This is a genomic window from Chloroflexota bacterium, assembly GCA_038040195.1.
Lineage (GTDB): Bacteria > Chloroflexota > Limnocylindria > QHBO01 > QHBO01 > DASTEQ01.
Genome location: JBBPIR010000001.1, coordinates 443,263 through 455,608, shown reverse-complemented (window position 1 = coordinate 455,608; position 12,346 = coordinate 443,263). Strand labels below are relative to the sequence as shown.

12 protein-coding genes and 1 riboswitch are annotated in these 12,346 nt (G+C 72.4%); of the genes, 10 read left to right on the top strand and 2 right to left on the bottom strand.

Features of this window, described 5'->3' with window-relative positions; all coding sequences use genetic code 11:
- Positions 1-35: 35 nt before the first annotated feature.
- Positions 36-791, bottom strand: a complete 756-nt coding sequence (locus AABM41_02315; GenBank protein ID MEK6191141.1) for a hypothetical protein — start codon at positions 789-791, stop codon at positions 36-38.
- Positions 792-810: 19 nt separating this feature from the next.
- Positions 811-1,293, bottom strand: coding sequence for a YbaK/EbsC family protein (locus tag AABM41_02310; protein MEK6191140.1), 483 nt, complete (start codon positions 1,291-1,293; stop codon positions 811-813).
- 39 nt (positions 1,294-1,332) lie between these two features.
- Positions 1,333-1,437: riboswitch (TPP riboswitch) on the top strand.
- Between AABM41_02310 and AABM41_02305 the strand changes: the two genes are divergently transcribed.
- The 10 genes from AABM41_02305 to AABM41_02260 all read left to right on the top strand — a co-directional run bounded on the left by AABM41_02305 (position 1,429) and on the right by AABM41_02260 (position 12,305).
- On the top strand, positions 1,429-2,085 hold the full coding sequence (locus AABM41_02305) for a thiamine diphosphokinase (GenBank protein ID MEK6191139.1): 657 nt from the start codon (positions 1,429-1,431) through the stop codon (positions 2,083-2,085). (Overlaps the previous riboswitch by 9 nt.)
- Complete coding sequence (locus AABM41_02300; protein ID MEK6191138.1) at positions 2,082-2,651, top strand: ECF transporter S component; 570 nt, start codon at positions 2,082-2,084, stop codon at positions 2,649-2,651. Before AABM41_02305 ends, AABM41_02300 begins: the two co-directional genes overlap by 4 nt.
- A gap of 29 nt (positions 2,652-2,680) precedes the next feature.
- The gene (locus AABM41_02295) at positions 2,681-4,120 is read left to right on the top strand and encodes an ABC transporter ATP-binding protein (protein ID MEK6191137.1); all 1,440 of its coding nucleotides are present in this window, start codon (positions 2,681-2,683) and stop codon (positions 4,118-4,120) included.
- A gap of 3 nt (positions 4,121-4,123) precedes the next feature.
- The gene (locus tag AABM41_02290; GenBank protein ID MEK6191136.1) at positions 4,124-4,909 is read left to right on the top strand and encodes an energy-coupling factor transporter transmembrane component T; all 786 of its coding nucleotides are present in this window, start codon (positions 4,124-4,126) and stop codon (positions 4,907-4,909) included.
- A gap of 30 nt (positions 4,910-4,939) precedes the next feature.
- On the top strand, positions 4,940-5,926 hold the full coding sequence (locus AABM41_02285) for an alpha/beta hydrolase (protein ID MEK6191135.1): 987 nt from the start codon (positions 4,940-4,942) through the stop codon (positions 5,924-5,926).
- A 12-nt stretch (positions 5,927-5,938) separates the two neighbouring features.
- Positions 5,939-6,403, top strand: a complete 465-nt coding sequence (gene bcp / locus AABM41_02280; GenBank protein ID MEK6191134.1) for a thioredoxin-dependent thiol peroxidase — start codon at positions 5,939-5,941, stop codon at positions 6,401-6,403.
- 97 nt (positions 6,404-6,500) lie between these two features.
- Positions 6,501-6,650 carry a hypothetical protein gene (locus tag AABM41_02275; GenBank protein MEK6191133.1) on the top strand — a complete coding sequence of 50 codons (150 nt, stop codon included), beginning with the start codon at positions 6,501-6,503 and terminating at the stop codon, positions 6,648-6,650.
- A gap of 52 nt (positions 6,651-6,702) precedes the next feature.
- A complete protein-coding gene (locus AABM41_02270; protein ID MEK6191132.1) occupies positions 6,703-7,797 on the top strand; it encodes a metallophosphoesterase in 1,095 nt (364 codons plus the stop codon).
- Between the two features lie 3 nt (positions 7,798-7,800).
- On the top strand, positions 7,801-10,278 hold the full coding sequence (locus AABM41_02265; protein ID MEK6191131.1) for an AAA family ATPase: 2,478 nt from the start codon (positions 7,801-7,803) through the stop codon (positions 10,276-10,278).
- Between the two features lie 35 nt (positions 10,279-10,313).
- Entirely contained in the window at positions 10,314-12,305 is a 1,992-nt protein-coding gene (locus AABM41_02260) for a penicillin-binding transpeptidase domain-containing protein (GenBank protein MEK6191130.1), read from the top strand.
- Positions 12,306-12,346 lie beyond the last annotated feature (41 nt).

Here is a 12,346-nt window from a genome sequence, read left to right as displayed (position 1 = left end):
TCTGCGGCTCCATGCCCCGTTCGTACCTCCCCCGGTCAGCCGGGCAGGACCAACAGCACCCCGATCAGCCCAGCCACCGCGACGACGGCGCCAACCAGGCCCACGGCGAAGCCGGCGAGCATGCGGGTCCGGCGGGGACCGGCCAGGAGGCGCATCGCCGTGTCGAGCTCGACATTGGCCGCCAGGAACCCGCCGGGCGGCGGTTCGAGCCGCAGTCGACCGTGCTCGTCTCGGCGCGCGATGGCCAGCACGATGAGCTGGTCCACCAGGCTCAGCTGGCGGGTCGTCGCCCGTGCCCGGTGGAGAGGTCCCAGCTCGCCCGCGACGCGGTCGATGGCCGGGCTGTATTTGTCGCCGAGCTCGGCGGGCGAGCCCTCCCAGACCCGCGGAATGCCGATGAGCGGCTCGGCCATCTGGGCCAGATCAAGGCGGACGGAGGACGACCGTTCCCACAGGTCGATGGGTCGCGCCTCCCGCAGGCGCTCGATGACGCGCCATCGGCCGTCCGGCAGCTGCACCTCCACGTCGCGGTGGAGCGCGGCCAGGCGGTCCCCGTCGGGCGTCACCAGGGGGTTGGCGCATCGCACGCGGCCCTCGACCCGCACCGGTCCGGGCGGCAGCTGGTCACTTGCGGCGAGGTCCTGGAGCGTCGCCAGCGGCGCGGCGCGGGCGCCGGCCAGGCGTCGCCCGGCTCGTGTGTCGGCTCCACTGGAACGGATGAGTGCGGCCCCCAACCCCGCGCCCAGCAGGCCGATGGCCACGGCCAGGATGGGCAGGGCGGCCTCGCTCACGGCCGCGAGTATGAGGCGCTCAAACGCCGGACCTGTCGACCGCGATATCGGCCACCTGCGCACCGCTGGCCTGTCGCAGGTGCTCGGGGGCGACCGAGAAAACCGCGTCTGGCCGCCCGGCCGCCGCCCAGACCTCGGCATGGTCCAACAGGCGTCGGTCCATCAGGATGGGCAGGGGTCGAACATGACCGATGGGTGGGACGCCGCCGATGGCAAAGCCGGTGGCGTCCCGCACCGCATCGCCATCCGCCCGATCGACCCGTTGGACTCCCAGGATGGTCGCCAATCGCCCCGGGTCGAGCCGATCGTCTCCGGAGATCAGCGCGAGCACTGGTCGGCCGTCGGCAACGAAGACGAGCGACTTGACGATCTGGGCCACCTTGCAGCCCACGGCCCGTGCGGCGTCCTCGGCCGTGCGCGTCCCCTCCGGGAAGCGCTGAATCGAGATCTGCAGCCCGGCCGCCGCGGCGGCCGCGGCCACCCGGTCATCGGCTCCTGGCATGCGACCCATGGTACGGGGAGTGCTAGGCTGCGGGGCACAGGACCACGACAGGGGAGCGCCTCGGCGCTGAGAGTGCGGATGGGTCCGCAGACCCTCGAACCTGACCTGGGTCATGCCAGCGTAGGGAGTCGAATCGTGAAGGCAGTCATCGTGGCGGATGGGGAGCACGCGCCAGCTGACCGGCGCCAGCTGACGGATGCCGATCTGATCATCGCCGCCGACGGAGGCGCCGATTGGCTGGATGCCGTCGGCGTTGCCCCGCATCGGCTGGTGGGTGACCTCGATTCGGCCGATCCGGCGGTGGTCGAACGGTTGGAAGGGGCCCAGGTCCCCGTCGAGCGGCATCCCCCCGAAAAGGACGCCTCGGACCTCGAGCTCAGCCTGGAGGCGGCGGCCCGAGCCGGGGCGGACGAGATCGTCGTGCTCGGTGCCCTGGGCGGAGCCCTCGACCACCTGCTCGCCAATGTGTTCCTGCTGGGCTCCGACGCGGCGGCTGGTCGGGCGACTCGGCTGGTCCACGGATTGACGTCGGCCCGTCTGCTGACCGGCCCAGCTCGCGCAGAGCTGCACGGGCCTCCCGGATCCCGCGTCAGTCTGCTCGCCGTCGGGACGGCGGCGGATGGCGTGACGACCCAGGGCCTGCGCTGGCCGTTGGTCGACGAGCGGCTGGAAGCCGGGTCGTCTCGCGGGCTGGCAAATGTCGTGGAGGCCCTCCCGGCCGAGGTCTCGCTAAGCGCCGGCCGTCTGCTCGTCATCGAATTGGCGGATGGTGAAGGAGATCCGGCGGAATGAGGTGGCGAACCGTCGACATCGTGGTCACCGCGTCGCTGGGCGTCGCGTTCGGCGTCGTCTTCTGGGCCTGGGGCCTGGTCTTCAGCACGATCGGAGCTGGCACATTCGCCCCGCCGTTGTACATCCTGTCCGGGGTTTGGCTGATCCCGGCTGTCCTGGCTGCGCTCATCGTGCGGCTGCCGGGCGCCGGCCTGTTGGCCGAGTTCATGGCCGCGGCGGTCTCCGCCCTGCTCGGGTCGGTGTGGGGGCTCGACGCGCTGGCCTCGGGGCTGATGCAGGGCGTCGGCGCCGAGCTCGTGTTCGCCCTCGGGCTGTACCGGCGCTGGACGCTGCCCGTCGCGCTGCTTGCCGGCGCCGGCGCCGCCATCGGTGAATGGATCCATGACATGACGTTCTATTTCGTCGGGGTCGACTTCGCCATCCAGCTCACGTATGGGGCCTGGATGCTGGTCAGCGGCGTGATGATCGCCGGGCTGGGATCGTGGTATCTGCTCCGTCTGCTGCGGCCGACCGGCGTGCTGGCCGCCTTCCCGTCGGGGCGAAGCGGTCCGGAGCCCGCCAGCTGAACGCGAGCCACGCCCCGCCGGCCCCGGCCATCGAGGCTGTTACATGGGGCTGGCGGCACGGCAGCCGGAGCACATGGGCGGTCCGGCATCTCGACCTGGTTGTCCAGCCCGGGGAGCGGGTCCTGCTCCTCGGTCCGTCGGGATCGGGCAAGTCCACCCTCCTGGCGGGTCTGGCCGGCCTGTTCGACGAGCGCGGAGGGGGCGAGTCCGAGGGCCGGTTGCGCGTCTTCGGGGAGACTCCGGCCACCTCCAGGCCGCGCTGTGGCCTGGTCCTCCAGGATCCCGAGGCCCAGCTGGTCATGAGCCGAGCCGGTGATGACGTCGCCTTCGGGCTCGAGAACCGGGGGGTCCCGACCAACGACATCTGGCCGCGGGTTCGGGCCGCGCTGGATGCGGTGGGCTGGGCCTACGGGCCCAACCGCCCCACCGAGCAGCTGTCCGGCGGTGAGCAGCAGCGCCTGGCGCTGGCCGGTGCGTTGGCCCTCGAGCCCGACCTGCTCCTCCTCGACGAACCGACCGCCAACCTCGACCCCGAGGGAGCGGGCCTGGTCCGTGAGGCGCTGGCCCGAGTGCTGGAACACCGCGCCACCACCCTCATCCTGGTCGAGCACCGCGTGGCGGAGTGGCTCCCCCTCGTGACCCGGGTGGTGGTCCTGGCGGCGGGCGGAGGCATCCTGCTGGACGGGCCACCTTCCGAGGTGTTCGTCGGGCACGACGAGCTCTTCGCCCGACACGGGATCTGGACGCCCGACCACCGCGGGCAACGCCCGGCGCGACCGTTGTTGGCGCCGCAGCCCGAGTCGTTGATCGTGACCGAGCAGTTGTCCGCCCAGGCGCCGCTGGGGGACCGACCGCTGTTCGCGCGTCTCGACCTGGTCGTGCGGTCTGCCGAAACGCTGGCCATCGTGGGCCCCAACGGTTCGGGGAAATCCACGCTGGCACACCTCCTGGGCGGCCTTCACCGGCCGCAGGCCGGGCAGGTCAGCGCCAGCGAGGCCCTGGCCCCCGGGCATGCCGGCTCCGCCGTCTGGCAGTGGCCCGCCCGTCGGCTGGTGACTCGCATCGGATCGGTATTCCAGGACCCCGAGCACCAATTCCTGACCGGCCGCGTGGCGGATGAGCTGGCGCTCGGACCGCTGCGGGCCGGGCTGGCGGAGGCGGAGGCCCGCCGGCGCGCGTTGGAGCTCGCCGAACGTCTCCACCTGGATGCGGTCTGGGAGGCGAACCCGTTCACGCTGTCAGGTGGCGAACAGCGGCGCCTGTCGGTGGCCACCGCATTGGCCACGGCACCGCTGGCCCTGATCCTCGACGAGCCAACCTACGGCCAGGACCGGCGGACCTGGGACGAGATGCTCTCGCTGCTCGCCGGCCTGGCCGACAGCGGCCGGGGCGTCGTGCTCGCGACGCACGATCGGGCACTCGTCGAGGCGCTCGCCGATCGCACCCTCCACCTGCCGCCGGGCGCCTGACCGATGCACCTGCGCCGGCCCGCCATCGCCAGTCCGACCGCGTTCCTCCCGGCGGCGAACTCGGTTGCCAAGCTGGGCGCAGCGCTGATCGTGATGCTGGTTGCGTTCCTCTCGCGCGACCCGGTCACCCCCGCGATCCTGTTGGGCGGGGTGGGACTGGCCATGACCCTTACCGGGCTCCGCCCAACTGATCTCGCCCGCTTGGTCGGTCCCCTGCTGGTCGCGGCTGCCATCCTGGGCGTCCTGAACGCGCTGCTGGCCGGAACGCCGGTCGGCTCGTCACCCGGGGCCGTCGTCGACCGCGCGACGATTGGGCTGGCGCTGGGCCTGCGGATTGCGGCAATTGCGCTGGCCGGCAGCCTGGCCCTGGCCACCATCGATCCGGCGGACCTGGCTGCCGGGCTCATCGGTCAGCTCCACGTCCCGGACCGGCTGGCCATCGGCGCCCTGGCGTCGCTGCGTCTGATCCCGATCCTGGGCGCCGAATGGCGGACCATCGGGCTGGCCCGGCGCGCAAGAGGGGTGGATGCGGGCCGCAACCCGGTGGCCGCCCTGCGCCTGGCTCTGAGTGCGCTGGTAACGCTGCTGGTATCGGCCATCCGACGCGCGACCCGGCTGGCGCTGGCCATGGATGCGCGCGGTTTCGACGGCCGGACGGCTCGGACAATGGCCCGACCGCCGCGCATGCGTCGCGCCGACTGGCTGCTCCTGGCCGCGTCCGGCGCCCTGGGCGTGGCCGCGGTGGCCATCAGCATGGCGCTGGGGATGTGGGGGTTCATCTTCGGCTGAACCGGAACCGGGTGGCATGATGCCCGTGCCATGGCCCGGGATGAGGAGCTGCGCATCACCGCCGGCCAGGTCAGCCTGAGCGCCACTCTGACCCTGCCCGACCCGCCAGCGGACGGGAGCCCCGGCGTGGGCGCCCGCCCGCCCGCCGTGCTCCTCCTCCCCAGCCTGCTGCCGCGGGACCGCGAGGGCCGCTTCGATCGCCGCCGCCATCCCGGGTGGTTCCGCCCCGCCAGCCGCACCCAGACTGGCATCCTGGCGCGGGCGGCGGCTGCCCTCGCGGCGCGTGGGGTGGCGACGCTGCGCTACGACAAGCGCGGCTGCGGGCGGTCGGGTGGTCGCTGGGCGGAGGCCGGCCTGTTCACCCTGGTCGACGACGCCCGGGACGCGATCGGGGTCCTGCGCGGCCACCCCGAGGTTGACCCCACCCGGATCGGCATCCTGGGCCACGGCGAAGGCGCATGGCTGGCGTTCAGCGTGGCCGCTGCCGATCCCGCGATCGGCCCCCTGACCCTCATCGGTGCACCGGCCCGAGGCCTGCGCGATGTCCTGCGTCGCGCCGTGGCCGAGCGCGCTCGACGTCGCCAGAGCCACCGCGCCGAGCCGGGTCATCCGTTCGTCGTCGCCCTCGACCGCGGCCTGGAGGAGCTCATCGAACGGGCGGATCGGGGTGAGCCCGAGATGGTCCTCAGCCTGCCGGGCGGGCGGCGCGCGGTCATCGGCCTGCCGGCCTGGGAGCAGGCGATGCAGGTCTCGACCCGGGCCCTGGCCACACTCCAGCGCCGCTCGGTGACGATCGTGCACGGCGAGGCCGATGCGTGGGTCGATCCCGACGAGTCCGCCCTGCTGGAGGCGGCCCTGCGCGATGTCGCGGCCCCATGCCGCCTCCTCGTCCCCGGTGCCGGCCACGACCTGGACGAGGCTTCCGCAGACCTGTGGCGGGATCTGGCAGCTGACCTCGCCGCGCGTCTCCAACCGCGCCGCCTGCCGACCGTCTTGCTGTCGATCGGCCTGCGCTAGGATGGCCCGGCCGTGAGCTACCCCCAGCCGGGCGAGACCGCCCCCGCCTTTTCGATGCGCGCCGACGACGGAAGCGTGGTTACTTCCGAAGGCCTGGCCGGCCGGCGCTACGTCCTGTTCTTCTATCCCAAGGACGATACGGCCGGCTGCACGGCGCAGGCCTGCGGACTGCGCGACGCGTGGGATGCCGTGGCCGACCTGGACACCGAGATCTTCGGCGTCTCGCCGGACAGCGTGGCCAGCCACGTCAAGTTCCGCGACAAGTACGGCCTGCGCCATCGCCTCCTGTCCGATGAAGGACATCGCGTGGCCGAGGCCTACGGGACCTGGGTCGAGAAGTCGTACCTGGGCCGGACGTACTTCGGGACCGAGCGCACGACCTTCGTCATCGGGCCCGACGGGCGAGTCGAGCACGTCTTCCCGCGGGTCAAGCCCGGCGAGCACGTGAGCATGCTGGTCGAGGTCCTGGCCGCGTGAGCAGTCGCGAGGTGGCGGCGACCGTGGCGGTCGCCGTCATCGGCCTGGTCGTCATCGGTGCCGTCCTGGGCCTGGTCGCCCTCACATCGCCCGTGCCGTGATCTGGCTGGGGACCGGCGTAGCCGTCACCGTCTGGCTGATCGGGCTCCTGCTGCAGATCGGCCCCGTCGTCCACTTGCTGCTTGTGGCCGCGGCGGGCCTGTTGGTCGTCCAGGTGCGGCGCGACCGCGGCGCCGCGGAGTCGTGATCACGACACACGACCTGTCACCGCGGTCGGCCACGATCGAGCGCGGCTGACCATGAAGCTGCTCCTGTTCGCGGACCTCCATCTCGACGCGCCGTTCGCGTGGGCTCGTCCCGCCACCGCCGCCCTGCGGCGCCAGAACCGGCGCGCGACCCTGACCCGGATCCTGGAGCTGGCTGAGGCGGAGCGGGTCGACGCCATCCTCAGCGGAGGGGACCTGTTCGAGCACGACCGGATCTCACCTGACACGGTCGAGTTTCTGCGAGCCAGCTTCGGCGGGACAAATATCCCCATCTACCTCGCCCCCGGCAACCACGACTGGCTGTCCGAGGCCAGCCCGTACGCGGTGACGGACTGGTCGCCGAACGTCAACCTGTTCACGGAGGACCGATTGACCCCGGCCGGCCTCGCCGATGGGCTCACCTTGTGGGGTGCGGCGCACCGGGCACCGGCCAACACGGATGGGTTCTTCGCGACCTTCCGGCCCGACCGGGGTGGGATCCACCTGGCCCTGGCGCACGCATCCGAGCGCGGGTTCCTGGCCCAGCAGGGGAGCGGCAAGCTGCCCCACGCGCCCTTCGATGCGGGTGAGCTGGAGGCGTCCGGGTTGGCCCACGCATTCCTGGGCCACTTCCATGTCCCGCGCGACGCGGATCGGTACACGTACCCGGGCAACCCCGATCCGCTCGACTTCGGAGAGACCGGGGAGCGGGGTGCGGTCCTGGCATCCGTCGGCGCAGACGGCTCGGTGGTGCGCGAACGCCGATTGGTGGCGACCTCGGTCGTCCATGACGTCGAGGTGTCGCTCGACGATGCGGCCCACGGCGACGACGTGCGGACTCGGGTCGAGGCGGCGCTTGCCCCCCTCGGCGGCTGCGTGCGGGTGACGCTGAGCGGGGAGATGGCCCCCAGCGTAGAGGTCGACCTGGCCGGCCTGACGACGCTCGGTGCCCACCTCGAGGGGCTGGTCATTCGCCCCGGGTCGGCACGCGTGGGATACGACCTCGACGCCATCGGCGGGGAGGCCACCGTCCGAGGCCAGTTCGTGCGGCTGGCAACGGCAGAGGTGAAAGATCTCGACCAGCGGCGGCGCGTGATCGTCACCGGACTGCGCGCCCTCGATGGGCGCCGCGACCTCGAGGTGCTGTGACCGATGTGGGTTGAGCGAGTGTCCGCGCGCGCATTCGGGCCCTTCCGCGACGCCATCCTCGAACTGCGCCCCGGTCTGGCCGTGGTGGTCGGCCCAAACGAGGCGGGCAAGTCCTCCTGGCACGCCGCGCTGCGCCTGGCGTTGACCGGTCGGCGGCGCGGGCGCGGGGGCCGGACGAAGGAGGACCTCGAGCTCGAGGAGCGGCACCGTCCGTGGGACGAGGCGGATGGCCCATGGGAGGTCGAGGCCCGCCTGCATCTGGATGACGGCCGCGTGATCGACATCAGCCAGGACCTGGCTGGCCGGGTTGACTGCCGGGCGGTGGATGTCGGTCTGGGGCGGGACGTGTCGGCCGAGATCATCGTCGAGGGCAGCCCGGACGCATCGCGGTGGCTGGGCCTTGACCGGCAGGCCTTCGCCGCCACCGTATCGGTCGACCAGGCGCGCATCCTCGCCGTCGTGGATGCCGCCGATGGGCTCCAGGACGACATGCAGCGGGCCGCAGCCACCGCCGGACGGGACTCCACTGCGGCAGAAGCCATTGGCCGATTGACCGATTTCCGGAAGTCCGCCGTAGGCGCCGACACCCGCGTCGCGGTCGGGCCCCTGCGCCAAGCGCGCCATGCAGCCGCGGATGCCGAGCGCGTTGTAGCCGATGCCCGGGCTCGACACCAGCGTGACCTGGCTCGGGCGGCCGATGCACAGGTCGCAGCCTGGCGGGTCGTTTCCGCTCGGGATCGGCTGGCCCAGGCCGAGGCCGCCGTGGAGCAGTCCAGGGCCATTGCGCTCGTGGCCCGCGCTCGCCGCGCCGCGGAGCTGGCCGCCCGCAACAGCGGTCCGCCGGCAACACTCGCCGCCGTGGAACACGAAACGGCCCGTGTGGCCACCGCGCTGGAGGCGTGGCGGGGTCGACCGGCGACGGCCGTCCTGGACGGGCCGGACGCCGAAGCCATCTCGCGGCGGCTGGCCGCGCTGCCGCCCGCGCCCCAGGGCGACATAGCGCCCCATGTGTCGGTCATGGACGCGGTGAGCGCGCTTGACCAGGCCGAGGGCGCCGCTGCTGAGCTCCGGCAACCCGGTGGGCACCCTGCGCCGGGCGCCTCGGGCGAGCGGCTGCTTGTGGGCGGCGGCCTACTGGCCGCGGCGGCCGGTTTGAGCGCCGTATTGCTGGGTGCACCGCTGGTTGGGCTCATCCTGATTGCCCTCGGGCTCGGATTCACGGCCTGGATCACGATCCGCCAGCGGACGGGCGGGGCCGGCGCAGCTGCGGATTGGGGGCGTCGGCAGGAGGACGTCGCGGCCCGCGTTGGGCGGTCTGGGCGGTCGGTCCGCGAGGCGCTGACTGCCCGTGGCGCGCCCGGTGAGGGCGACCTGCGCGCGGCCGTTGCCGCCTACTTGGCCGCCTGCGCACAGCGAGCGGAGGAGGCGGCCACCGCCGCCCAGGCCGAGCCTCTGCGCCGGCAGCTCGAATCCCGTCGCCAGCTGGAGGGCACGGCGGCTGAGGCGGCCGCCGCCATTGCCCGCGCCGAGTCCGAGGTCCGAGCGGCCGCCCAGCGCATTGGACAACCACTCAACGGGAATGACCCCGAACGCGTCGTGAGCGACCTCGAGGCGTGGCAGCGCCGTCGCCTCGCCGATCTGCAGACCGGCCAGCAGGCAATCGCGGAGTGGCAGGAGCTCAGCGACCTGCTTGACGGCCGCAGCATCGGGCAGCTGGAGTCGGAGGCCGCCGATGCCGCGCGACGAATGGCGGCGGCCGGTCTGTCCACATCGGTCGCGGTGCCCGTCGGTGCCGACGCCGGCCTCGCCACGGCTGCGGCCGAGAAAGCGCTCGCCGCCGGCCAAGCCGAGCTGCTCACCGCCGAACGGGCGGCGGCGACACTCGAGGGCGAGGCGCGCCAGCTGGACGCCAGTCTGCCGAGCGTGGCGGAGGCCGAGGAGGCGGTCGAGGCCGCCGGCGTCGAGCTCCAACGAGTCGTGACCATGGCGGAGGTCCTGGACCGAACGCTGGCCCTGCTGCGCAACGCCGAGGAACAGGTCCATCGCGACCTCGCGCCGGTGCTGGCCGACACGGTTCGACGCTGGCTGCCCCGCATCACCGGCGGCGCCTACCTCGACGTCAGCGTCGATCCTCGCGACCTGCGCGTCCGGGTCAGAGAAGCGGCGACCCGCCAATGGCGCGATGCGTGGCGCCTGTCGGAGGGGACCCGGGAGCAGATCTACCTGCTGCTCCGGGTGGCCATGGCCCAGCACCTGGTCACGACGGGCGAGACGGCGCCCCTCATCCTGGACGAGGTGACCGCCCAGGCAGACGACACCCGACGTGAGGCGCTCCTCGGGGTCCTCCACGAGCTCAGCGGGGAGCGACAGGTCATCCTGTTCACCCACGATCCGCGGATCGGGGAGTGGGGCAGCCGCCACCTGGACCCGGCCCGGGACATCGTGATCCCGCTCGCGGGCCGTCCCGCCGCAGCTTCTTGAGGTCGGCGCCTCCGCGCGCGGCGACCGCCGGCCTGGTGCTGGCGGTTCTCCTGGGCGCCGCCCTGCCTCCCGTCACCACCGCCGGTGGCGGGATGGCACTGGACGCCGGTGTCCAGCCGCGCGCAGCAGTGGAGCTTTTCCTCACCCTGTGGCGGATTCGGGACTACGACCACATGCACGATGTCATGGCGGCCGCCGATCGCGAACGCTATACGCGGGTCGGGTTCGCCGATCTCCATGCTCGCTTCGCGGAGGTCATCGGCCTGACCGAGATGCACTTGGCTGTTGGCTCACCTCGCGCCGCGGCCCAACCGCCTGAAGCTCGGCCACCGGATCTGCCGGTGCCTCCGCCGCCGGTCGCGCGGTCGCGGTTCGCCCGGCCGCCCGTTCCGGGCAGCTCGCCCGCTCCGGCCATCGATCCCCAGGCGGTGGTGCTCGGACCCGTTCCGGGCCAGGCGGTTCCCGTGCGTCTCACTTTCCAATCCACCGTGTTCGGAGACATCGTCCTGGATCGGGTGGTCGAGCTCACCCGGGGGGCTCGTGGCTGGGAGGTGCGCTGGACGCCGGCATTCCTATTCCCCGAGCTGGGCGCGACCGGCGGCACGTTCAGCTTGGACCGCGGCCCCCTCCCCGCCCGTGGTCGGATCCTGGCCGCCGACGGAACGGTCCTGGCCGAGACCCGCGCGGATGGCATCCGCGTGTACCCCCAGGAGACGCTGGCCGGCCAGACGGTGGGCTACGTGACCCCGCTCACCGATGCCGAGGCGGCCGCATGGCCGCCAGCCGACGGCTACGCGGCCGGCCAGTTGGCGGGCCGTTTGGGGGTGGAGGCCAGCGCGGAGTCGATCCTGCGGGGGCGTGCCGGATTCAGCGTCCTGGCCGCGCCATACGGTGGAGCGGCCCAGCGGGTCGTGGAGCGGGCCGCAATCCCGGGCGCGGACGTGGTCCTGACTCTTCGACCCGAACTCCAACGCACCGCCGAGGCGGCACTGGCCCCCTATCCCGAAGCTGCCACCGTGGTGGTCGATCCCCATAGCGGCGACATCTGGGCCCTGGTCTCGGCTCCCGCGTTTAACCCCAACGCGATGACCCTGGGCACCACCCTGGGCGGGGTGCCGCTGGGCGCGCCCAGCGCCAGCCAGCTGCTCAACCACGCCACCGAGTCTGCATATCCCACCGGCTCGTCGTTCAAGCCGTTCACCCTGGCGGCGGCGCTCCAGATCGGGGTGGCCACGCCGGCAACCCGGATGCCGTGTCAGCCGACCTGGGACCTGCAGGGCTTCACCTTCCAAAACTACCTCTATCACCTGCTGCCCGGCACGGTCTCGCTGGTGGAGGCCATGGCCTTCAGCTGCAACACGACCTACATGCCGTTGTCCATGCTGGTCTACGAGCGCGACGTCGACGCCCTGACCGATCTCATCGCCGACTTCGGGTTCGGGCAACCCACCGGCATCGGCTGGGTCTCCGAAACAGCCGGCGTACTGCCCGATGCCCTGTGGTTCGAGGAACATCCACGCTCCTCCGGGGGGTACATACCGTTCGGACCCTTCGATCAGGTCCAGATGGCTATCGGCCAGGGATCCTTCCTCGGTACGCAGCTTCAAATGGCGCTGGCCTACGCCGCGTTCGCGAACCGGGGGACGTTGTGGATGCCGCGTCTCGTGGCGCACGCGACCGGTCCCAACGGGGAGTCGCTGCTCGTGACCCGGCCCGAGGTTCGACGCCGGATCGCCATGACCCCCGACCAGTTGGAATACCTGGTAACGGCGCTGGAGGCCGTGACGACCTACTCCTACGGCACCGGGACGGCGGCCTTTGCCGGGTTTGGCATCCCCGTCGCCGGCAAGAGCGGGACGGCGGAAACCGGCGGTCCCGATCCCCATGCCCTGTTTCCGGCCTTCGCCCCGTCCGACGACCCGGAGATCGTGGTGGCCACGCTCCTGGCCCGCGTGCACCTGGGAACCGGGGGCTCGGACGCCGCCCCTCTCGTCCGCCGCGTCATGGCCGCCCATTTCTTCCCCTAGACCCTCAGCACGGTGTCCCGTCTTTGACACCACGAGTGGGC